This is a genomic window from Variovorax sp. 05L425 (genome assembly GCF_056397705.1).
In genome coordinates, this window is record NZ_JBFTNY010000012.1 from 38,028 (window position 1) to 58,648 (window position 20,621).

Below are 20,621 nucleotides of genomic sequence, written 5' to 3' on the forward strand. Positions count from 1 at the left end.
CATGCTCATTTGAAAAGTTCGAGTCGGTTGTTGACCTTGAGCAGGCGGATCGATCCGAAGCTCACCGCGGTCAACAGGATGACGCCCTGGAACAGCGGCTGCCAGAGCGGCTCCAGGTCGAAGACGAAGAGAAGATCGCCGATGGTGCGCAGGACGAAGGCGCCGAAGATCGAGCCGATCGCGCTGCCGGCGCCGCCCGAGAGCACCGTGCCGCCGATGACGACGGCCGCGATCGAGTTCAGCGTGTAGACGCCGCCGATGGCCGACGAGGCCTCGCCCGAATAGGTCACGAAGGTCAGCAGCAGGCCCGCAATGGCCGCCAGCAGGCTCGCGAGCGTGTAGGTGATGATCTTCGTGCGCCCGATCGCCACGCCCGACATGTAGCTCGCCGTCTCCGAGGATCCGATCGCCATCGCTGCGCGGCCGGTCTCGGAGCGCCGGTATGGCACCCAGATCACGCACACGATGCCGACGAGCACGATCAGCATGGTCGGGATGCCGCCGGGCAACGCACCGGTCAATGCGTCGGCCAGATCCGCCTGCACATCGCCGCCCGGCACCGGACGCAGGCCCAGCGCGAGACCGAAGTAGACGATGCCGGTAGCCAGCGTCGTGATGATCGGCTGCAAGCGCCCGTACACGATGATCACGCCGTTGATGAAGCCGCACAGTGCACCGGTCGCCAGCACCGCGACGATGCCCAGCCCGGCCTGCCACGGCGTTCCGACCACCAGATGCGACGCCATGCAGTTGGCCAGCACGAACACCATGCCGACCGAGAGATCGATGCCGGCCGTCAGCACCGGCAGCGTCTGCGCCATGGCGACGATGGCGAGCAGCACGCCCTTGTTCGCCGCCGTCGTCAGGACCGCCGCGTTCCAACCGACCGGATGCTTGGTGATGTACAGCGCGAAGATCACGATGAACATCGCCACGGTTGCGAAGGTGGCGCGGTGTTCGCGCAGATGAAAGTGCCAGTCGGGACGCATCACGCTTCTGCCGCTTCGAGGTTCAGGGCGCTCGACACCAGCGCCCGTTCGGTGAGTTCGGCACCGGCCAGCCAGCGCACGATGCGGCCGTCGAAGAAGACCGCCACGCGGTCGCAGCAGCCGATCAACTCGGCGTAGTCGGTGGAGTAGAGGATCACCGCGGCGCCCTCGTCGGCGAGGTTGCGGATCAGCGTGTACATCTCCTGCTTGGTGCCGACGTCGATGCCGCGCGTCGGGTCGCTCAGCAGCAGGATGCGCGGGGCGTTGATCAACCACTTGCCGATCACCACCTTCTGCTGGTTGCCGCCCGAGAGCGTGCCGACGGCATCGCCGGTGTCCGCGACCTTGATCGACAGGCGCCGCACGATGCCGGCAACGGCCTTGGCTTCCTCGGCCGCCAGCAGGACGCCGGTGCGGCTGAGCCGGTCGAGCGCGGCCAGGCTCAGGTTGTCATTCACCGACATCGGCAGCATCAGGCCATCGGTCTTGCGATCCTCCGGCACCAGCGCGATGCCGAAGTCGGCGCTCTTGGCTTGCCTGGGGTCGCGCACCTGTACCGGCTTGCCGCTCAGCAGGACTTCACCGCTCACGCCGCGCAGCACGCCGAACAGGGCCAGGAAGAGCTCACGCTGGCCTTGTCCGTCGAGTCCGCCGAGACCGACGATCTCGCCCGGCCAGACCGCGATGTCGATGTCGTGCAGTCGCGCGTTCCACGTGAGGCCACGCGTTTCGAGGGCCGGCGCGCCGGTTGCGGTCGCGGCGCGTGCTGGTGGCTTGGGCGGGAAGGCGTGCTCGATGTCGCGGCCAATCATCATCTCGATCGTCTCCGCATTGCTGCGCGTGCCGGCCTCGAAGGTGGCGACATGGCTGCCGTTGCGAAACACCGAACAGTCGTCCGCCAGTTCGGTGATCTCGTTCATCCGGTGCGAGATGTAGACGATCGCCAGGCCTTCGCTGCGCAGTCGCTTGAGCAGCGAGAAGACCCGCCGGACGTCCGCGGCCGTGAGCGCCGAGGTCGCTTCGTCGAGGATCAGGATCTTCGGGTCGCGCGCCAGCGCCTTGGCGATCTCGACCATCTGCCGCCGCGACAGCGTCAGGCTCTCGACCGGGGCGAGCGGATGGATGTCCTCCGCGCCCGTGCGCGCCAGCGCCGCTTCGGCGATGCGCCGTTGCGCGGCGCGGTCGATGAGGCCCAGGCGCCGTGGCGGGTTGGTGATGCAGATGTTGTCGGCAACGCTCAGGTCGGGCATCAGCGACAACTCCTGGAAGATGCAGGCGATGCCGGCGGAGACCGCTTCCTGCGGATGCGCAAAGCGGCGCTCCACGCCTTCCAGCATGATGCGGCCCTCGTCGGGCTGCACCACGCCGGCCATCATCTTGATGAGCGTCGACTTGCCCGCACCGTTCTCGCCGAGCACCGCATGAATGCGTCCCGGCGCGCAGGCGAAGCTCGCATGCTCCAGCGCACGCACGCCGCCGTAGCGCTTCGAGACGTCGATCAGGCGAAGGATCGGTTCCAAGGCGGAGCCGCCAGACCGGTGGTCAGTCGCGTCAGTTGTTCTTCTCGTCCTTCGACATGATGTCCGTCGCCTTGAGGTTCACATCGCAGGGCGGGAAATCGTTGGTCGTGAAGAAGTTGTCCGTCAGGTCGGGGAAGTAGTTCTCGCCGGCCTTGAAGTTCGGGTGCGACGCCATCGGGATCGGTACCGAGATCATCTGCGGCATCACCTTGCCTTGCAGGGCCGACACGGCCGCCTTCATCGAAATGGCCACCAGGCCCGGAGACTGCCCGAGCGAGGCGCAGACCAGCCCTTCCTTGGCGTGCTCCACGCACAGCTTGCGGAAGCCGTTCTCGGCCTCGCCCGCCACCGGAATCATCTTGTGCTTCGCGTCGATCAGGGCACGCACCGCACCGGTGGATCCGCCCTGCACGAACATGCCATCGAAGTTCTTGTGCACCGCGACTGCGTCGGCCACGGCCTTCTGCGCCGTACCGTCGTCCCAGTTGCCCACCACCTCGACCACTTCGAACTTGTTGCCCGGCGCCTCGACCACCTTGCGGAAGCCCAGGTGACGGTCACGGTCCACCGAATTGCCCGGCACGCCGCGGACCTCGAGCAGCTTGCCGCTCTTGCTCGGGATGTTCTTCACGACCCACTCGCCGGACTGCTGGCCCATGGCGAGCTGGTCTTCGTTGACCATCATCACCTGGTCACTGTCGAGCACGTTGTCGAAGGGCACGACCACCACGCCGGCGGCATTGGCGCGCTTGATGACCGGCGCGAAAGCCGTCGGGTTGACCGCGATCGTCACGATCGCGTCGTAGCCGGAGTTGATGAAGTTGTCGATGGCCGCGATCTGCGCCGCCACGTCGGTGCCTGTGGAAACGATCTTGAATTCCTTGATCTGCGATTTCATCTCCGGCGTCGCCGCATAGGCCTTCGCCATCTTGATCATCTGGATGCGCCACGTGTTGCCCACGAAGCCGTTGGCGAGGGCAATGCGATACGGCCCTTTCTTGGCGGGCCACTGGAAGTACTTCGTGTTGGCGTCCCATGGCTTGAAGCACGCCGGGTTTTCGCCGGGCCCACTGACGACCGAGGGGCCGGCCGCGAGCGCGGAAGATGCAACCAATGCCGCAGCCGCGGCGACGATGCCAGTGCGAAAAGTCATTGCCGTCTCCTGTTGTTGGATGAAGGCCCGGTTGCGCGGGACCGGCCCAGGCAAAACTACGCCGCGCACGCCTGCCCACCGTCCGGTGAGCGGGTTGCACGATCATCATACGAATTCGTTGCGTCGCGGCCCGCTTGGGACATACCCTTGCACCGCGCGACGTAACCTTTGCTTGCAGGTGCGGCAAAATTCGGCGATGAAGAAACTTCCTGTCGAAGCGAGCTTGCTTCTGGTCGATGACGATCCTTCCGTCATCCAGGTTCTGAGCCGGATGCTTTCGGACTACTCGACGGTCCGATTCGCGACCAGCGGCACCGATGCGCTGCAACTCAGCAAGGAGGCGACGCCGGACCTGATCCTGCTCGACGCGCAGATGGGCGACATGAGCGGCCTGCAGGTGTGCGAAGCGCTGAAGGCCGATCCGTCACTGGCCGAAGTGCCGGTGATCTTCGTGAGCAGCCATCAGGAGTCCGAGCTCGAAGTGGCCGTGCTTGAAATGGGCGCCGTCGACTTCATCCGCAAGCCCTTCAATGCGCAACAAGTGCTTGCGAGGGTCAACACGCAACTCAAGCTGAAGCGACTTTCCGACGACCTGCGCAGGCTGTCGCGGATCGACGGGCTCACGGGACTGGCCAACGATCGTGCCTACGCCGAGACCTTGTCACGAGAAATTTCCCGGGCCGGGGAGGCGGGGCAGGATATTTCGGTCGTGCTGATCGAAGTCGATTTCTTCCAATCCTTCGAAGCCCTGTACGACCGCAAGGCGGCGGACGCCTGTCTCGCGGCGGTCGGGGATGCATTGCGGCGCAGCACCCGCCGTCCGGGCGACTTCGCCGCCAGGCTGGAGCGTGAACGTTTCGCGCTGGTTCTTCCCGACACGAATGCCGACGACGCGGTGCACGTCGCCAATCGCGCATTGCGCGCCGTCGAAACGCTGGACATCAGCCACCAGGGCTCCGCCGTGTCTCGACACGTGACGTGCAGCGCCGGCGTGACGTGCCTCGATGCTTCCGCACGCGGCGCGGTGTCGGCAGCAGGCGGCTCGCCAGCGGAAGCACTGGCGAGCGCAGCCGGCGCCGCGCTCGAAACGGCGGCGAGGGCAGGGCGCGCACAGGCCGGCCTGAAGGCACCGGAGGCCGCGCCGCAGCCCGGCGCAGAGACGGATTGAGCTTCACCGTGGGCCTTCGGCAGTCCGCCCGATCGCTGATCTGGCTGGCCGTCGGCCTTTGTGGTGCGGCGGGTGCCGCGCTGTGGCAGGCGAACTACAACGAGACGCTGTCGCAGGAACGCTTCGATGTGCTGTCGCGGCGGGCGGTCGAGCAGGTGAACTCGCGCATGCATGCCTACGAAACCGGCCTGCTGGGAGTTCGGGGCGCTGTCATCGCGGCCGGCGGCGAAGGCGGCATCACGCGGCTGCGCTTTGCCCAGGCCATTGCTTCGCGCGATATCGGGCGCGATTTTCCCGGCGCGGGTGGCTTCGGGTTCATCCGCCGCGTGCCGGTCGCGCAGGAGGCTGCATTCGTCGCCGCGGCGCGGCTCGACGGCAAGCCGGACTTCCAGGTGCGCCAACTGGGTGCGAATGACGGCGAGCGTTTTGTCATCCAGTATCTCGAACCCTTGGAAGCGTCCAGTCCTGCGATCGGGCTCGACATCGCGTCGGAGCCCCATCGACGCGCGGCCGCGGAGCGCGCCATGCGGACCGGCGAGACCACGGTGACCGCGCCGATCTCCCTGGTGCAGGCGCAGCCGGCGTCCCGGGGCCAGCGTTCGGTCGCGCTGCTCCTGCCGGTCTTCCGGGCCGAGGCGCAACTCAGAAAACTCCAGCAGCGCCAACGTCGCTCGGCTGCCGCGCGCGGCGGGCCCGAGGAGGTGATCGGCTGGGTCTACGCGCCGCTGCTGATCGACGAAGTGTTGAAGGGACTCGACTTCCAGGACGGCGAGTTCGCGATGGCGCTGGTCGACACGACACCCGGCAGCACGCCGGATCGCTTCTTCGTGTCGCCGGGCCAGGCGAGCGCGCCGCCCGATGCGCTCAAGCGCGCGCTGCCGCTGCAGCTCTACGGGCGGACCTGGATGGTGGAGGTGAACGCCCAGCCGCCGTTCGACAAGGCACTGAACCTGCGCAGCCCGTGGATCGTTTTCCTGATCGGCGCGATGCTGGCAGTCCTTCTGGCGCTGCTGACTTTCATCGAGCAGTCGAACAGGCGCCGCAAGGCGCAAGCCGGGGAGCAGCAATCGCGGCTCGCGGCCATCGTGACCAGCTCGAACGACGCCGTCATCGGCCTGCGCCCCGACGGAACGATCACCGACTGGAATGCCGGCGCGACCAAGATCTTCGGCTACAGCATCGAGGAAGCCCTCGGGCAGCGCGTGCAGGCCTTGTTGCTGCCACCGGACCACGTGGGAGAAGAAGAGACGCTGCTGCGGCATATCGCCGATGGCAAATCGGTCGCCGCGTTCGAGACCTTCCGGCGGCATCGCGACGGCTCTCCCGTCGCCGTGTCGGTGGCGGCCGCGCCGATCCGCTCGGCGAGCGGCCGCGTGATCGGAGCGGCCGAAACGGTGCGCGACATCACGCACGAGAAGGCGAGCAAGGCGCACATCCTCGAACTGAACGCGACGCTCGAACAGCAGGTGCTCGAGCGCACCGCGCAACTCGCGGCGCTGTCGACGCGCGAGCGCGCCATCCTCGAAGGTGCGGCGAGCGCCATCATCGCGACCGATGTCCATGGCATGGTGACGCTGTTCAATCCTGCCGCGGAGGCCTTGCTGGGCTACTCCGCCGCCGAGGTGGTGGACCGGATGGAGATGAACAGTTTCCACGATGCCTTCGAAATCCACGGGCGTTCCATGGCGCTCACCACCGAGCTGGGCCGTCCGCTCGACGTGTGCGAAGTCTTCGCGCCGGCGGCGGGCACCGGCCGGGCGCAGCCGAGGGAGTGGACCTACGTCAGCAAGGACGGCAGCCGGGTGCTCGTGCACCTGAACGTGAGCCCGCTGCGCGATGCCGCGGGCACGGTGATCGGCTTCATCGCCATTGCGACCGACCTGTCGGAGCGCAAGGCCGCTGAAGAAAGAACGCGCAAGAACGAGCGCTTCATGCGCATCGTGACTGACAACATCCCCGGCGTCGTCGCATATTGGTCGCCCGACCTGCACTGCACCTTCGCCAACAGCGCCCATCTGCGATGGCTCGGGCGCACGGCGGAGCAGATGATCGGCATCACCTTCCAGGAAATGCTCGGGCCGGAGATCTTCCGCATCAACGAGCCCTATGTCCGGGCTGTGCTTGCCGGCAAGGACCAGCGCGTGATGCGCACCCGCAACATGAGCGACGGCTCGACGCTCCACTATTGGCTGCACTTCGTCCCCGATCGCGACGAGAAGGGTGTCGTGCAGGGCTTCATCACCGTGGCTGTGGATGTCAGCGACATGCGGGAGGCGCAGGACCAGCTCGAGAGCCTGAACCTGGAACTGAACGAGCGCAGCGCGCAGGCCGAGTCGGCGAGCAAGGCCAAGAGCGAGTTCCTGGCCAACATGAGCCACGAGATCCGCTCGCCGCTCAACACCGTCATCGGGCTGGCCTACCTGCTGCGGCAGACCGCGCTGGACGACCGGCAGCGCGACTTCCTGCAGAAGATCGACACGGCAGGCAATGCGCTCCTGGGCGTCATCAACGACATCCTCGACATCTCGAAGATCGAGGCGGGCGGAATGGTGCTCGACGAAGCCGAGTTCGGCCTGCGCGCGCTGCTCGACGACGTGATCGCGATGACTGTGGTGGACACTGGGAACAAGGGGATCACGTTGCGGTTGGACGCCGGCGCCGATCTGCCGCCGCGCCTGCGCGGCGACGTGACGCGCATCCGACAGATCCTGGTGAACCTGCTGAGCAATGCGGTGAAGTTCACCGCGCAGGGTTCGGTGCGGCTGATCGCGCATGTTCAGAACCAACTGCAAAATCGTGTGCGCCTGCGCCTTGCCGTCGTGGACACGGGCATCGGCATCGAGCCCGAGGTTCTGGAACGCCTGTTCATGCCGTTCACGCAGGCCGACACGTCGACGACGCGGCGCTTCGGCGGCACCGGGCTCGGGCTGTCGATCGTCAAGCAACTGACCGAGCTGATGGGCGGCGAATTCGGCGTCGACAGCACGCCGGGCGAGGGCAGCGAGTTCTGGGTCGTCCTGCCGCTGGATATCGTCAGCGAAGGTGACGTGTCGCCGGTGGTGCTCGGCGGCGATTCGCCTGGGCGGCGGCTTTCGGGGATGCGCATCCTCGTGGTGGACGACAGCCCCGTGAACCTGGATGTGTGCCAGCACATCCTCGAACGCGAGGGCGCCCAGGTCGGTGTTGCGTCGGAAGGCCGCGAGGCGGTCGAACGGCTGCGCGTCGAGCCGCAGGGCTTCGATGCGGTGCTGATGGACGTCCACATGCCGGTCCTCGACGGCAACGAGGCCACGCGCAGGATCCGCGGCGAACTCGGCCTCCGGGCATTGCCGGTGATCGCGCTGACGGCGAGCGCCCTGATCGCCGAGCGCGACCGCGCACTGGAAGCCGGCATGAACGATTTCATCGGCAAGCCCTTCGATGTCGAGCTGCTGGTGCGCACGGTGCGCCGCTGCGCGGAGCGGGCCAAGGGCAGACGGGTGTCGACGATGCATGAGGCGCCGGTCCTCACGCCGTTGCCGCCGGACTGGCCGGCGATCGATGGCGTCGATGCGGCGGATGCGTTCCGCCGGCTGGGAGGCGATCGACCGCTCCTGCTCAGTGTCCTTCGGGGCTTGCTGAGGGAGTTCGGGGACCTGGCTGGCGAGGATGTCGCCCTGCCGGTCGGTGAAGGGGCCGCAGCGCTGGCGGCACGGCTGCACAAGCTCCAGGGGAGTGCCGGGCTGGTCGGCATCGAGGGCGTTCGACAGTCGGCCGGTGCCGGCGAGGCGGCCTTGAAAGCCGGCGACACCGACCGTGCCGAGCAGGCGTTGCGTGACCTGAACGCCGCACTGCGCAGGCTCAGCGTATCGGCGCAGCCCTATCTGGAGGCGGACAAGGCGGCGGATGCAGATTCCAGCGGAGAGGCCGACCCACCCGTCGATCCGGAAGGTCTTGCGCTGCTGATCGACGCCTTGGGACGGCAGGATCTTTCGGCCATGTCCTGGTTCGAGGAAGTCGGCCCCTCGCTGCGCGGCTCGATCGGGCCTGAACGCTTCGCGGAACTGGACGGCGCGATCAGGGCGCTTCAGTTCAAGCGCGCCGCCGAGATCCTGCGCGGCGCGGCATTCGCGTAGCCGGCCGCGGCGGTGTCGCTCTGGCATCAGCCACGTTTCCGACGCCGTGCGCGAATCAGCAGTGCATACACCGTGAGGTTGAGCAGGACCACACCCACGCCCAATCCGATCTGCATGCCGCGTGTGAGCGTATCCGGGTAGATCAGGCCCAGCAGGTAATGCTCGACGAAGCCGCCCTCGTAGCCGGCCTCGCCGGCCGAGTGCCGGAATACATTCTCCAGCGGCGTCAGCGGGCAGATCCATCCGGCCCATTCCACCCATGCGGCCCAGGCCACCGCCGGCAGGTGCAGCCAGGCCAGTCGGGGCAGGCGCCAGACCAGCGCGCCACCCGCCAGGACGAACACGATGAAGAGGCCGTGCAGCAGGAGCAGGCCGTCGGCCAGGATGCGGTCACGCATGCGGTGAGATTCTTCCCCAAAACCTATAATCGAATGTTCAAGCAGATCAAGCAGTTAGGTGGGTTCGATGCAGGGGCTGCCCGCAACCGGCCGCCTTCGCCACAAGCCTAAACCCAAGATGAGCCAGCCCACCTTCAGCGTCGCCGACATCCGCAAGTCGTTCCTTGATTTCTTCGCGACCAAGGGCCATACCGTGGTGCCCTCCAGTTCGCTGGTGCCGGGCAACGATCCGACCCTGATGTTCACCAACTCCGGCATGGTGCAGTTCAAGGACGTGTTCCTCGGCACCGACAAGCGCCCCTACGTGCGCGCCGCGTCCGTCCAGGCCTGCCTGCGGGCCGGCGGCAAGCACAACGACCTCGAGAACGTCGGCTACACCGCACGCCATCACACCTTCTTCGAGATGCTGGGCAACTGGAGCTTCGGCGACTACTTCAAGCGCGAGTCGCTCAAGTGGGCGTTCGAACTGCTCACCGAGGTCTACAAGCTGCCGGCCGAGAAGCTCTGGGCCACCGTCTACATCGAGGACAACGAGGCCTACGACATCTGGACCCGGGAAATCGGCCTGCCGCCCGAACGCGTCGTGCGCATCGGCGACAACAAGGGCGGCCGCTACATGTCCGATAACTTCTGGATGATGGCCGACACCGGCCCCTGCGGCCCGTGCAGCGAGATCTTCTACGACCACGGCCCCGGGGTCGCCGGCGGCCCGCCCGGCAGCCCCGACGAGGACGGCGACCGCTACATCGAGATCTGGAACAACGTGTTCATGCAGTTCGACATGCAGCCGGACGGCAGCGTCAAGCCGCTGCCGGCGCCCTGCGTCGACACCGGCATGGGGCTGGAGCGGCTCGCAGCGATCCTGCAGCATGTGCACAGCAACTACGAGATCGATCTCTTCGACGCGCTCATCAAGGCTGCGTCGCGCGAGACCGGCGAGAAGGATCTCGGCAACAAGAGCCTGCGCGTGATCGCCGACCACATCCGCGCGACCGCATTCCTGGTGGCCGACGGCGTGATCCCGTCGAACGAAGGGCGCGGCTACGTGCAGCGCCGCATCGTGCGCCGCGCGATCCGCCACGGCTACAAGCTCGGCCAGAAGAAGCCGTTCTTCCACAAGCTGGTGCCCGACCTCGTGGCGCTGATGGGCGACGCCTACCCCAAGCTGCGCGCCGACGAGAAGCGCATCACCGACACGCTGAAGGCCGAGGAAGAGCGCTTCTTCGAGACCCTCGCGAACGGCATGGAAATCCTCGACGCGGCATTGGCCGATGGTGCCAAGGTGCTGCCGGGCGAAGTGGCTTTCAAGCTGCACGACACCTACGGCTTCCCGCTCGATCTCTCGGCCGACGTGTGCCGCGAGCGCGGTGTGGCGGTCGATGAGGCCGGTTTCAACGCCGCCATGGAAAAGCAGAAGGCGGCAGGCCGCGCGGCTGGCAAGTTCAAGATGGAGCGTGCGGTCGAGTACACCGGCGCGGGCAACGCCTTCACCGGCTACGAGCATCTCGAAGAAAAGGCCACCGTCGTCGCGCTGTATTTCGAAGGCGCATCGGTCCAGCAACTGAATGAAGGGCAGCCCGGCATCGTCGTGCTCGACACCACGCCTTTCTATTCTGAGAGCGGCGGCCAGGTCGGCGACCAGGGCGTGCTCGTCGCCGAGGGCGTGCAGTTCGGCGTCGACGACACGCAGAAGATCAAGGCCGACGTGTACGGCCACCATGGTGCGCAGACGCAGGGCTCGCTCAAGGTCGGCGACATCGTCACGGCGCGCGTCGACACCGAGCGCCGTGCATCCACCATGCGCAACCACAGTGTCACGCACCTGATGCACAAGGCCTTGCGCGAAGTGCTCGGTGGCCATGTGCAGCAGAAGGGTTCGCTGGTCGACGCCGACAAGACGCGCTTCGACTTCGCGCACAACGCACCGGTGACGGCCGGGCAGATCGTCGAGATCGAACGGCGCGTGAACGCCGAGATCCTCGCCAACGAGGCGACGCAGGCCCGCCTGATGGACATGGAGTCGGCCCAGAAGACAGGCGCCGTGATGCTCTTCGGCGAGAAGTATGGCGAAACCGTTCGCGTGCTCGACATCGGCAGCAGCCGCGAACTCTGCGGCGGCACGCACGTTTCGCGCACCGGCGACATCGGCCTGTTCAAGATCGTGAGCGAAGGCGGCGTGGCTGCCGGCGTCCGGCGCATCGAGGCCGTGACCGGTGCCAACGCGCTGGCCTATCTGCAGCAGCTCGAAGCCACCGTCCACAGCGCGGCGGCGACGCTGAAGACGCCGGCCTCGGAGTTGCAGGGGCGTCTCGCGCAGGTGCTCGAACAGGTGCGTGCATTGGAGCGCGAAGTCGGCTCGCTCAAGGGCAAGCTCGCGTCGTCAAAGGGCGACGAGCTGCTGGCCCAGGCGGTCGACGTCAACGGCATCAAGGTGCTCGCGGCCAAGCTCGACGGCGCCGATGCCAAGACCCTGCGCGACACCATGGACAAGCTCAAGGACAAGCTCAAGACGGCTGCCATCGTGCTCGCCGCCGTGGATGGCGCCAAGGTGCAGATCGCGGCCGGCGTCACGGCCGACACGATGGCCAAGCTCAAGGCCGGTGATCTCGTCAACTTCGTCGCACAGCAGGTCGGCGGCAAGGGCGGCGGCAAGCCCGACATGGCGATGGCCGGCGGGACCGATGCTGCCGGCGTTCCGGCGGCGCTGAAGTCGGTGCAGGGCTGGGTGGCCGAGCGCCTGCAAGCCAAGGGATGAACGGCGAGGAACTGCCGGTCGACGTCCTCGTGATGGGGGCCGGGACGATCGGATGTTTCATCGGGGGCAGTCTGGCGGCGGCTGGCGTGCGCGTCGCGTTCGTCGGGCGGCCTCGCGTGCTGGGATCGTTGTCGTCGCGCGGCATCACGCTGACCGATCTGGACGGCATCAGCAAACACGTCGCGCCCGGCATGATCCGGCTCGCGGAAGCGGTGCCGCCCGGCATTCGCCCGGGGCTGGTGCTGCTGACCGTGAAGAGTGGCGCGACCGCCGAGGCCGCCGCCGAACTCGCCGCAAGGCTGCCGGCAGACACGGCGGTGCTTTCGCTGCAGAACGGCATCTCGAATGCAGCCGTGGCGTCAGAGGCCGCGCCGAGGCTCAACATCCTGCCGGCGATGGTCCCCTACAACGTCGCGGAAATCGGACCTGGTGCGTTCCATCGCGGCACGGTCGGCCGCTTGGCCGCGAAGGACGATCCGACGCTTCGGCGCTGGGTGGCGGTGTTCGAGCAAGCGGGTGTCCCGATCGACCTGCACGCCGATCTGCAGCCGATCCAATGGGGCAAGCTGCTGCTCAACCTGAACAATCCGATCAATGCGCTGTCGGGCCTGCCCTTGCGCGACGAACTGCTGCAACGCGGCTATCGCCGCTGCCTTGCCGCGCTGATGGACGAGGCGCTGGCCGAACTTGCCATGGCCGGCATACAGCCGGCGCAGCTCGCGGCCGTGCCGGCTGCCAAGTTGCCGGGCATCCTGCGGCTGCCGACGCCGGTCTTTCGCATCGTTGCGGCGCGCATGTTGCGCATCGACGCCAAGGCGCGTTCGAGCATGGCGGACGATCTGGCGCTGGGCCGCCGCACCGAGATCGACGCGCTGTGCGGCGAGGTGGTGCGCCTCGCCGAGGCAAACGGCTCGAAGGCGCCGCGCAACGCGAAGATGGTCGAGCTGCTCGAAGCCTGGCCGGAACGCAAGGAGCGCTGGGCAGCGCGGCAGTTGGTCACAGCGTTGGGCTTGTAGGCCCGAGGCCGCTTCCGCTTCTAGACCGCCCGGCCCGCCGGCGCGACGCTGGCGCCTTGAATGCCATGACGCGCGAGCGCGTCGGCCACGAAGCCGCTGGCTTTCATCTCTTCGACGAACGCCGCGAGCGCTGCACCCGCTTCGGCGCCGCGCGACGCGGGCGTGCCCATCGCCTGCTGGATCACCATGAAGCGGCCGGGCAGAAGACGAAGGCCCTGAACGCGCCCGGCTTCGGCTTCGAGCACCTGTCGGATGCCCGCCGCCACGTCGGCCTGGCCGGCGTGAAGGCTTTCCATGACACCCTTGGCGCCCTGCACGCGCACGATCTGCGCCTGCTTGATCTCGCGCGTGAGAAAGAGGTCGTAGGCACTGCCGGTGCCGACGGCGATGCGGTGCGTGTCGCGGTCGACCTCTTCGTTGCGCATGACCGGCGAGGCTGCCGAAACGAGATAGCTCCCTTCGATCAGCACATAGGGCGCGGTGAACTGCATGCCTTCGCTGCGCAGCGGATCGATCGCGAAGAAGCCGATGTCCGCCTGCTCGTTGCGCACCGCATCGACTGAGGCGGCGGCTTTTTCGAAGACCACGAGTTCTGCCGCAACCCCGAGTCGCCGCGCGAACTCGCGGGCGAGATCGATGGAGACGCCGACCGGCTCCCCGGTGGCGGCATCCCGGTTCGCGAGGATGGGGTTGCCGAGATTGATCGAGGCGCGCAGCGCGCCGGTGGGTGCGAAGGCCGAAACCACGGCCGTGGGGAGGGTGGTGCTCATTCCGGGATTCTGCCGCGATCAGGTGACAGAGGTCTGAATTCGTGATCGAGCAACACCCCATAATTCGCGCTTCATCCGCTCGCACTTCCAGCCATGACCACCTTTGCCCAGTACCCCAGCTTGGTCGACCGCACTGTCCTCATCACGGGCGGTGCCACCGGCATCGGCGCGTGCCTGGTTGAACGCTTCGTCGCGCAGGGCGCAAAGGTTGGCTTCATCGACATCGACGCCACCGCCGGTGCGGCACTTGCGCAAGCCTTGGCGGGCGCGCGCCATGCGCCGCTGTTCGTCACGGCGGACCTGACGGACATCGCGGCACTCGAAGGCGCCATCGCTTCGGTGCGGCAGCAATTCGGCCCCATCACCGGGCTGCTGAACAACGCTGCCAACGACCGCCGCCACCGCATCGAGGAGACCACGCCTGAATCGTGGGACGCCGGCGTCGGTGTGAACCTCAAGCACCAGTTCTTCGCAGCGCGCAACGTCATGGACGACATGCGCCAGGCGGGCGGCGGATCGATCGTGAATTTCGGTTCGATCAGCTGGAAGCTCAAACAGGGCGGCATGCCGGTCTACACCACCTCCAAGGCGGCGGTGCAGGGCCTGACGCGCAGCCTGGCGCGGGACCTCGGCCCTTTCAACATCCGCGTCAACACGCTGGTGCCGGGCTGGGTCATGACCGACAAGCAACTGAAGATGTGGGTGGATGACCAGGCGCGTGTCGACATCGCGCGCGGCCAGTGCATCAACAAGCCGCTGATGGCCGATCACATCGCCAGCATGGCGCTCTTCCTCGTGGCCGACGAGAGCGCCATGTGCACGGCCCAGGATTTCATCGTCGACGGCGGCTGGACGTGAGGGCGTGGTGCTTTTCATTCGATACATCTGAAAGGACGACATGAGTTCCAACACGACCGCCCGCTATCGAGGCCTCTTTCCGGTGGTGCCGACCACCTTCGACGAACAAGGCGACCTCGACCTCCCAAGCCAGAAGCGCTGCGTCGACTTCATGATCGACGCGGGCTCGGACGGCTTGTGCATCCTGGCGAATTTCTCCGAACAGTTCCTGCTGTCGGACGACGAGCGCGAGGTGCTCACGCGCACGATCCTCGAACACGTCGCAGGCCGCGTGCCGGTGATCGTGACCACCACGCACTTCAGCACCAAGGTGTGCGCCGAACGCAGCCGCCGCGCGCAGGACATGGGCGCCGCGATGCTGATGGTGATGCCGCCGTATCACGGCGCCACCTTTCGCGTCGCCGAGCCGCAGATCCACGAGTTCTATGCGCGGCTGTCGGATGCCGTGGGCATTCCCATCATGATTCAGGACGCACCGGCCGCCGGCACGCCGCTGTCGGCCGCCTTCCTCGCGCGCATGGCGAAGGAGATCGAGCATGTCGCGTACTTCAAGATCGAAACCGCCGGCGCCGCGGCCAAGCTGCGCGAACTGATCCGCCTCGGCGGCGATGCGATCGAAGGGCCGTGGGACGGTGAAGAAGCCATCACGCTGTTGCCGGACCTCGAAGCCGGCGCGACAGGCTCGATGACCGGCGGCGGGTATCCCGACGGCATCCGCCCGATCCTCGACGCATACAGCGCGGGGCGGCGCGACGAAGCCATCGCAGCCTACGAGCGCTGGCTGCCGCTGATCAATCTCGAAAACAGACAGTGCGGACTCCTGGCCGCCAAGTCGCTCATGAAGGAGGGTGGCGTGATCGCGTGCGAGGCACCGCGCCATCCATTCCCCGCGATCCATCCTGCCAGCCGCTCGCTGTTGATCGAGACGGCGCGCCGTCTCGACGCGCTGGTCTTGCGCTGGGGCCGCTGACGGCAGCTACGCGACGGCGGGCCGGCGCCCCTTGCGGTAGAGCGCCAGGGTCGCCCCCAGCCCGCAGACCGCCGCCACGCTGAGCCAGTAGGCGGGCGACGCCTTGTCGCCGGTCACTTCGATCAGCCAGGTCGGTAGACCGACACGCCACCCAACTCCGCGCCTGCCGAAAAGCCCTGCAGCAGACGGCCGAGCAGCACCAGCACGGGCGCGATCAGGCCGATCGTCGCGTAGCCCGGCACGAAGGCGATCAGCACCGTGCCGCCGGCCATGATCCCGAGCGTGACGATCAGGCCCTTTCGACGGCCCACTTCGTCGATATAGGCGCCCAGGATGATCGCGCCCAGCGGGCGCATCAGGAAGCCCGCGCCGAACACCGCGAAGGTCAGCATCAACGAGGCGAATCGCTGCTCGCGGGGAAGAAGGCCTTGGAGATGTAGGTGGCATAGAAGCCGAACAGGAAGAAGTCGAACTGTTCGAGGAAGTTGCCGTTCGTCACGCGCAGCACGGCGCCGAGTTTGGAGGTGCCGGCTTCCTGTAAGCGAACGAAAAAATCAGGGTTTGTACCTATCTTGCGTGACACGTTTGCGAATATTCTTCGTAGGTCGTTCCAGTAATAAACCATTGTTTTATTAGTGAAACAAACCGGATCAACGAGCTGACAGTCGATCAGCGGATTTGAACCCGGAGTGGAGGCCGGTTTTCAGTTCCAACCCTCGTACGGATCGCAACCCACCATGAAGAAGCAGACACGCCGCCAAGCTCTCGCCCTTGCCTTGTCGCTCGCCGCCGCGGCGTCCGCCGGCCCCGCCTGGGCGCAAGCATTCCCGAGCAAGCCGGTGACGATCGTGGTGGCCTATCCGGCCGGCGGCGATACCGATGCCCTGGCCCGCCTCTTCGCTGAAAAGCTTTCCACCCGCATCGGGCAGCCCGTGGTGGTCGACAACCGGCCGGGCGCCAGCGGCGTGATCGGCAGCAGCTATGTCGCCAAGGCGCCCGCCGACGGCTACACGCTCCTGCTTGCGCCGAGCACTTTCTCGATCGCGCAGCTGGTGCTCAAGACCAACGGCTCGTCCAGCTACGACGTGCTGAACGGCTTCACCCCCATCATCGAGACCGGCACCTTGCCGCTCGCCTTGGTTGCGAGTTCGGGCGCCGGCTTCAAGGACTTCAAGGGCGCAATGGCCGCCGCCAAGTCGCAGTCGATGGCCTACGCAAGCCCCGGCAGCGGCTCGCCGATGCACATCCTCGGCGAGATGGTCAACAAGGCGACGGGTCTGGAACTTCGCCATGTGCCATATCGCGGCGTCGCACCGGCCGTCAACGACGTGCTCGGCGGCCATGTGCCGCTGACCTACATCACGCTGGGCCCTGTGGACCCCTACTTGCCCAACGGCAAGATGGTGGTGCTTGCGGTGGCTGACAAGAAGCGTTCGCCGCTGGCTCCCAATGTGCCGACTTTTCAGGAACTGGGCATCAAGGACGTGGAAGTCACCGCCTGGCACGGTCTCTTCGGTCCCAAGGGCATGTCGCCCGAGACCGTGAAGATGCTCAACAGCCACTTCAACGAGATCCTCAAGATGCCCGACGTGGTCTCGCGCATGGCGACGCTGGGCGCGCTGCCGCTGGGCGGCTCGCCGGATGTGCTCGCCAGGACCAACGCCGCCGACTTCGAACGCTTCGGCCGAATCATCAAGGAACTGGGTATCCAGGCCGATTGAGGCCGTATCCAAAGTACGCAAAGTATCCAAAGTACGCAAAGCACGTCGACGCCATGACTTCAGTGAACACCACCCCCGATGCCGCTGGCCTGCAGGCTTTGCTTGCCGAGTTGCCCGCCAATCTGCTCGCCAGCCGCCGCGTGCTCGTGACCGGCGCCGCGCGCGGGCTGGGCCTCGCCTTTGCCAAGTGCATCGCCAAGGCCGGCGCGAGCGTCGTGCTCGCGGACATCCTGTCCGACCTCGCCGAGACCGAGGCCCGGGCGATGCGCGAAGCCGGCTTCACTGCGCACGCGCTCACCATCGACCTGTCCGATCCGGCCTCGATCGAGAAGAGCGGCTCCGAAGCCGTCCACCTGCTCGGCGGGCTCGACGGCCTGGTCAACAACGCCGCCATCACCAACTCCGGCGGCCGCGATGCCCATGCGCTCGAGATCGACATGTGGGACCGCGTGATGAACGTCAACGTGCGCGGCACCTGGCTCATGAGCCGCGCCTGCCAGCCTGCGCTCGCGAAGAGTGGCCGCGGCGCCATCGTCAACCTCGCGTCCGACACCGCGCTGTGGGGCGCGCCCAACCTGCTGGCCTACGCGTCGAGCAAGGGCGCGGTCATCTCGATGACGCGTTCGCTGTCGCGCGAGTGGGGCGGCGACGGCATCACGGTCAACGCGGTGGCACCCGGCCTCACGCTGGTGGAAGCCACCGAGTACGTGCCCATGGCGCGGCACCAGAAATACCTCGAAGGCCGCGCCATTCCGCGCGAACAGCAGGCGGTCGACGTCTGCGGCGCGGTCCTGTTTGCCCTGTCCGGCCTGTCGCGCTTCGTGACCGGCCAGTTGCTCGCCGTCAACGGCGGCTTCGTGATGCACTGATTTATTCGACCTAGGAGAACCCTGATGAGCGATCTGTCCGAGCAACAAAACATCGATGAAACGCCGACCTGGGCGTGCCCCGAAGGGGCCAGCCTCGAAGCATGGATGAACACCCGCATCGCGCGCTACTCGACGCGCAAGTACGACTGGGATGCGCTGAAGTTCCAGGCCGACCACGACCCCAAGTTCCGTCGCGCGCAGATGCGCTACGTGGGCACCGGCGGCACCGGCGTCGCCAGCGACATGAACACCGTCCCGGCCGAGAACTTCACCTTCTCGACCATGGTGATCCCGGCCGGCCATGAAGGCCCGCCGCACCTGCACACCGACGTGGAAGAAGTCTTCTTCCTGATCCGCGGCAAGCTCAAGGTCGTCATCGAGAAGGACGGCGAGCGCTTCGAGACCATCATGACCGACCGCGACCTGATCTCCGTGCCCCCGGGCGTCTACCGCGAGGAAATCAACATCGGCGACGAAGACGCGCTGATGTGCGTGATGCTCGGCGCGAAGAAGCCGGTGACGCCGACGTACCCAGCCGATCACCCCCTGGCGAAGATCAAACGCTGAGCACTGCGATGAGCGAAGCCGCCATGACCTCTGTCCTGCCCCAGTCCGAAGTCGCGCGCCTTGACGCGCGCTTTCCGGCACGCAGCGTGCCGGTGAGCGGCGGCGTGGTGTCCGTGCGCGAGTGCGGCGCGGGGCCTGTCGTGGTGTGCCTGCATGGCATCGGTTCGGGCGCTGCCTCGTGGCTCGACACGGCATGGGTGCTGGCGCCGCACGCTCGCCTGATCGCGTGGGACGCGCCCGGCTACGGCGAATCGACGCCGGTGGTGCCCGAGGCGCCGACCGCATCGGACTATGCGCAGCGCCTGCATGCCTTGCTGGATGCGATGGACATCGAATCCTGCGTGCTGGTCGGGCATTCGCTCGGCGCGCTCACGGCCGCTTCCGCTGCGCGTGCGGGATCGCCGTCGGCCGCACGGATCAAGAGGCTGGTCCTCATCAGCCCGGCCGGTGGATACGGCGCGCCCGCGCGTGCGGAAGCCCGCCAACGCGTCCACACGGAACGACTCGACACGCTCGCCAAGCTCGGCATCGCCGGCATGGCCGCGCAGCGTTCCGGCCGCCTCGTGTCGGACAACGCGAGCGAGCTGGCCCGCCAGTGGGTGCGCTGGAACATGGCTCGTTTGAATGACCACGGCTACCGCCAGGCTGTTGAGTTGCTGTGCGGTGGCGATCTTCTCGCCGATCTGCCACCCGCGATGCCGGTCCGCGTGGCCTGCGGTGCGCTGGACGTCGTCACGACGCCCGCCGCATGCGACGAAGTCGCGCGCAAGTGCGGCGTCACGCTCGAACTGCTGGCAGGCGCCGGGCATGCCAGCTACGTTGAACAGCCCGAGACCGTGGCCGCGATCCTGCGCGACACGCTGTCGTCCTGACCGAACAACAAACCACAGGAACCAGAGACTTATGACCACCCCTGGCAATGAAGTGATCGAAGAGGGCGCCGACCGCTACAACGTTCCGGCGCTCGAGCGCGGCCTGCGCGTGCTGTGCGAGTTCAGCCGCGAGAACCGCACGCTGTCCGCGCCCGAACTCGCGCGCCGCTTCGACCTGCCGCGCTCGACGGTGTTTCGCCTGCTGACGACGCTGGAGAACATGGGCTTCCTGGAGCGCGCAGAAGGCGGTCGCGACTACCGTCTCGGCCTGGCCGTGCTGCGCCTCGGCTTCGAATACCTGGCCTCGCTGGAGCTCACGCAGCTCGGCACGCCGCTGTTGCAGCGCCTGTGCGAAGAGTTGCGCACGCCGTGCAACCTGGTGGTGCGCGACGGCCGCTCGATCGTCTACGTCGCGAAGGTCGCGCCGCCCACGCCGTTCGCAAGCTCGGTCACGGTCGGCACGCGGCTGCCCGCGCACGCCACGGTGCTCGGTCGCATCCTTCTCGAAGACCTGAGCCTGGTGCAACTGCGCGCGCTCTACCCCGAAGACAAGCTCGAGACCTTCTCGCCGAGCACGCCGAAGACGGTCAACGAACTCTTCGACATGGTCCAGAGCGACCGCGAGCGCGGCTATGTGCTGGGCGAGGGCTTCTTCGAGTCGAACATCTCCACCATCGCCGCGCCGGTGCGCGACCACAGCGGCCATATCGTGGCTGCGCTGGGCGCCACCATCACCTCGGGTCACATCGACGAAGCCCGCATGGACGAGATGGTGCAGCGGGTGCGCGAGACGGCCGACGGCATCTCGGGGCTGCTGAACTATTCGCCGGCGTCCAAGGTGGTTCCGCTGCGCGGCGGCAACCGCGCCTGAAGGGCAGGG

General features: G+C 66.9%; 16 protein-coding genes and 1 pseudogene. 11 read left to right on the forward strand and 6 right to left on the reverse strand.

The window, feature by feature from the left end; translation table 11 throughout:
• Positions 1-5 precede the first annotated feature (5 nt).
• The 3 genes from AC1DN9_RS15140 to AC1DN9_RS15150 are packed head-to-tail and all read right to left on the reverse strand — an operon-like array spanning position 6 to position 3,662.
• Complete coding sequence (locus tag AC1DN9_RS15140; protein ID WP_478101492.1) at positions 6-989, reverse strand: ABC transporter permease; 984 nt, start codon at positions 987-989, stop codon at positions 6-8.
• Entirely contained in the window at positions 989-2,509 is a 1,521-nt protein-coding gene (locus AC1DN9_RS15145; protein ID WP_478101494.1) for a sugar ABC transporter ATP-binding protein, read from the reverse strand. Before AC1DN9_RS15145 ends, AC1DN9_RS15140 begins: the two co-directional genes overlap by 1 nt.
• 31 nt (positions 2,510-2,540) lie before the next feature.
• Positions 2,541-3,662, reverse strand: coding sequence for a sugar ABC transporter substrate-binding protein (locus AC1DN9_RS15150; protein WP_478101496.1), 1,122 nt, complete (start codon positions 3,660-3,662; stop codon positions 2,541-2,543).
• A 196-nt stretch (positions 3,663-3,858) separates the two neighbouring features.
• On the opposite strand from AC1DN9_RS15150, the gene AC1DN9_RS15155 reads away from it, so the two are divergent.
• The gene (locus AC1DN9_RS15155) at positions 3,859-4,830 is read left to right on the forward strand and encodes a GGDEF domain-containing response regulator (protein WP_478101498.1); all 972 of its coding nucleotides are present in this window, start codon (positions 3,859-3,861) and stop codon (positions 4,828-4,830) included.
• Complete coding sequence (locus AC1DN9_RS15160; RefSeq protein WP_478101501.1) at positions 4,827-8,945, forward strand: CHASE domain-containing hybrid sensor histidine kinase/response regulator; 4,119 nt, start codon at positions 4,827-4,829, stop codon at positions 8,943-8,945. Before AC1DN9_RS15155 ends, AC1DN9_RS15160 begins: the two co-directional genes overlap by 4 nt.
• A 26-nt stretch (positions 8,946-8,971) precedes the next feature.
• On the opposite strand, the gene AC1DN9_RS15165 is transcribed toward AC1DN9_RS15160, so the two are convergent.
• Entirely contained in the window at positions 8,972-9,343 is a 372-nt protein-coding gene (locus AC1DN9_RS15165; RefSeq protein ID WP_478101503.1) for a DUF2784 domain-containing protein, read from the reverse strand.
• Positions 9,344-9,461: 118 nt separating this feature from the next.
• On the opposite strand from AC1DN9_RS15165, the gene alaS reads away from it, so the two are divergent.
• Positions 9,462-12,098 carry an alanine--tRNA ligase gene (gene alaS / locus AC1DN9_RS15170; RefSeq protein WP_478101505.1) on the forward strand — a complete coding sequence of 879 codons (2,637 nt, stop codon included), beginning with the start codon at positions 9,462-9,464 and terminating at the stop codon, positions 12,096-12,098.
• A complete protein-coding gene (locus AC1DN9_RS15175) occupies positions 12,095-13,114 on the forward strand; it encodes a 2-dehydropantoate 2-reductase (RefSeq protein WP_478101507.1) in 1,020 nt (339 codons plus the stop codon). The genes alaS and AC1DN9_RS15175 overlap by 4 nt, the downstream gene beginning before the upstream one ends.
• Before the next feature lie 20 nt (positions 13,115-13,134).
• Here AC1DN9_RS15175 and AC1DN9_RS15180 read toward each other — a convergent pair whose 3' ends face one another.
• Positions 13,135-13,884 (reverse strand): transporter substrate-binding domain-containing protein, encoded by a 750-nt coding sequence (locus AC1DN9_RS15180; RefSeq protein ID WP_478101509.1) that lies wholly within the window; start codon positions 13,882-13,884, stop codon positions 13,135-13,137.
• A 93-nt stretch (positions 13,885-13,977) separates the two neighbouring features.
• Between AC1DN9_RS15180 and AC1DN9_RS15185 the strand changes: the two genes are divergently transcribed.
• Both AC1DN9_RS15185 and AC1DN9_RS15190 read left to right on the forward strand, forming a co-directional pair.
• Entirely contained in the window at positions 13,978-14,742 is a 765-nt protein-coding gene (locus AC1DN9_RS15185) for an SDR family NAD(P)-dependent oxidoreductase (protein WP_478101511.1), read from the forward strand.
• A gap of 40 nt (positions 14,743-14,782) precedes the next feature.
• The gene (locus tag AC1DN9_RS15190) at positions 14,783-15,712 is read left to right on the forward strand and encodes a dihydrodipicolinate synthase family protein (RefSeq protein WP_478101513.1); all 930 of its coding nucleotides are present in this window, start codon (positions 14,783-14,785) and stop codon (positions 15,710-15,712) included.
• 134 nt (positions 15,713-15,846) lie between these two features.
• Here the strand turns inward: AC1DN9_RS15190 and AC1DN9_RS15195 are convergent.
• A pseudogene (locus tag AC1DN9_RS15195) lies at positions 15,847-16,283 on the reverse strand (MFS transporter); the annotation flags it as partial.
• Positions 16,284-16,449: 166 nt separating this feature from the next.
• Here AC1DN9_RS15195 and AC1DN9_RS15200 point away from each other — a divergent pair.
• Genes AC1DN9_RS15200 through AC1DN9_RS15220 form a run of 5 tightly spaced genes read left to right on the forward strand, consistent with a single transcriptional unit; the run spans position 16,450 to position 20,612 of the window.
• Positions 16,450-17,433: a Bug family tripartite tricarboxylate transporter substrate binding protein gene (locus tag AC1DN9_RS15200; protein WP_478101515.1), complete on the forward strand. Its 984-nt coding sequence runs from the start codon at positions 16,450-16,452 to the stop codon at positions 17,431-17,433.
• Between the two features lie 53 nt (positions 17,434-17,486).
• On the forward strand, positions 17,487-18,302 hold the full coding sequence (locus tag AC1DN9_RS15205; RefSeq protein WP_478101517.1) for an SDR family oxidoreductase: 816 nt from the start codon (positions 17,487-17,489) through the stop codon (positions 18,300-18,302).
• 24 nt (positions 18,303-18,326) lie between these two features.
• Entirely contained in the window at positions 18,327-18,869 is a 543-nt protein-coding gene (locus AC1DN9_RS15210; RefSeq protein WP_478101519.1) for a cupin domain-containing protein, read from the forward strand.
• 23 nt (positions 18,870-18,892) lie between these two features.
• Positions 18,893-19,741, forward strand: a complete 849-nt coding sequence (locus AC1DN9_RS15215; protein ID WP_478101521.1) for an alpha/beta fold hydrolase — start codon at positions 18,893-18,895, stop codon at positions 19,739-19,741.
• A gap of 31 nt (positions 19,742-19,772) precedes the next feature.
• Positions 19,773-20,612 (forward strand): IclR family transcriptional regulator, encoded by an 840-nt coding sequence (locus AC1DN9_RS15220; RefSeq protein WP_478101523.1) that lies wholly within the window; start codon positions 19,773-19,775, stop codon positions 20,610-20,612.
• Positions 20,613-20,621 lie beyond the last annotated feature (9 nt).

Coding starts and splice junctions, on each gene's coding strand:
- AC1DN9_RS15140 (WP_478101492.1), bottom strand. CDS start 989: ATGCGTCCCGACTGGCACTTTCATCTGCGCGAACACCGCGCCACCTTC.
- AC1DN9_RS15150 (WP_478101496.1), bottom strand. CDS start 3,662: ATGACTTTTCGCACTGGCATCGTCGCCGCGGCTGCGGCATTGGTTGCA.
- AC1DN9_RS15155 (WP_478101498.1), top strand. CDS start 3,859: ATGAAGAAACTTCCTGTCGAAGCGAGCTTGCTTCTGGTCGATGACGAT.
- AC1DN9_RS15165 (WP_478101503.1), bottom strand. CDS start 9,343: ATGCGTGACCGCATCCTGGCCGACGGCCTGCTCCTGCTGCACGGCCTC.
- alaS (WP_478101505.1), top strand. CDS start 9,462: ATGAGCCAGCCCACCTTCAGCGTCGCCGACATCCGCAAGTCGTTCCTT.
- AC1DN9_RS15175 (WP_478101507.1), top strand. CDS start 12,095: ATGAACGGCGAGGAACTGCCGGTCGACGTCCTCGTGATGGGGGCCGGG.
- AC1DN9_RS15180 (WP_478101509.1), bottom strand. CDS start 13,884: ATGAGCACCACCCTCCCCACGGCCGTGGTTTCGGCCTTCGCACCCACC.
- AC1DN9_RS15185 (WP_478101511.1), top strand. CDS start 13,978: ATGACCACCTTTGCCCAGTACCCCAGCTTGGTCGACCGCACTGTCCTC.
- AC1DN9_RS15190 (WP_478101513.1), top strand. CDS start 14,783: ATGAGTTCCAACACGACCGCCCGCTATCGAGGCCTCTTTCCGGTGGTG.
- AC1DN9_RS15200 (WP_478101515.1), top strand. CDS start 16,450: ATGAAGAAGCAGACACGCCGCCAAGCTCTCGCCCTTGCCTTGTCGCTC.
- AC1DN9_RS15205 (WP_478101517.1), top strand. CDS start 17,487: ATGACTTCAGTGAACACCACCCCCGATGCCGCTGGCCTGCAGGCTTTG.
- AC1DN9_RS15210 (WP_478101519.1), top strand. CDS start 18,327: ATGAGCGATCTGTCCGAGCAACAAAACATCGATGAAACGCCGACCTGG.
- AC1DN9_RS15215 (WP_478101521.1), top strand. CDS start 18,893: ATGACCTCTGTCCTGCCCCAGTCCGAAGTCGCGCGCCTTGACGCGCGC.
- AC1DN9_RS15220 (WP_478101523.1), top strand. CDS start 19,773: ATGACCACCCCTGGCAATGAAGTGATCGAAGAGGGCGCCGACCGCTAC.